This window comes from Corynebacterium sp. ACRPH, from assembly GCF_022347285.1.
GTDB lineage: Bacteria > Actinomycetota > Actinomycetes > Mycobacteriales > Mycobacteriaceae > Corynebacterium.
This window is the reverse complement of record NZ_JAKRND010000051.1, coordinates 1-500: the sequence shown is the minus strand read 5'-3', so window position 1 is coordinate 500 and position 500 is coordinate 1. Positions and strand designations below refer to the sequence as shown.

At 62.2% G+C, this 500-nt stretch carries 1 protein-coding gene; it reads right to left on the bottom strand.

Annotated elements, in window-relative coordinates; all coding sequences use genetic code 11:
- Positions 1-122, bottom strand: a 122-nt coding sequence (locus MHX66_RS10690) for a hypothetical protein (protein ID WP_370646316.1), incomplete at its 3' end; no start/stop codon positions are given.
- Between the last annotated feature and the right edge of the window lie 378 nt (positions 123-500).

Here is a 500-nt window from a genome sequence, read left to right as displayed (position 1 = left end):
ACGGGCATGCCCCAGGTGCCGGGTTCGATGGTTGTGGTGGTCCCGTCGGGGTAGGTGGTGTGGGTGATCAGGTCGTTGTCGTCGTAGGTGTAGCAGGTGGTGGCACCGGCTGCGTTGGTGATGGTGGCTGGGAGGTGGTGGTTGGTGTAGGTGGTGTCTTGGATTGCGCCTTCGGGGGTGATGATGCGCCAGACGTCGCCTGCGGCGGTGGCGCGGTAGACGGTGGGGCGGATGTCGCCGAGGAGGTCGTCGGTCAGCCAGTTGGTGGGGATGGTCCAGTTGGTGGTGGTGTCGCGGTTGGTGGTGCGGCCGCGGCCGGTGAGTCCTGCTTCGTGGAGTCCGCCGTTGAGGAGGGCTTGGTAGAGGGGGAGGTTGTGGAGGGAGGGTGTCAGGAAGTTTGTGTGTGAGGCTCTGATCTCGAAGGAGTTTCACCGATAATGACTACGGTGTCACCGAAGAAAAACCATGACCAGGACAAGGTCAACAAGATCAGCGAGAAG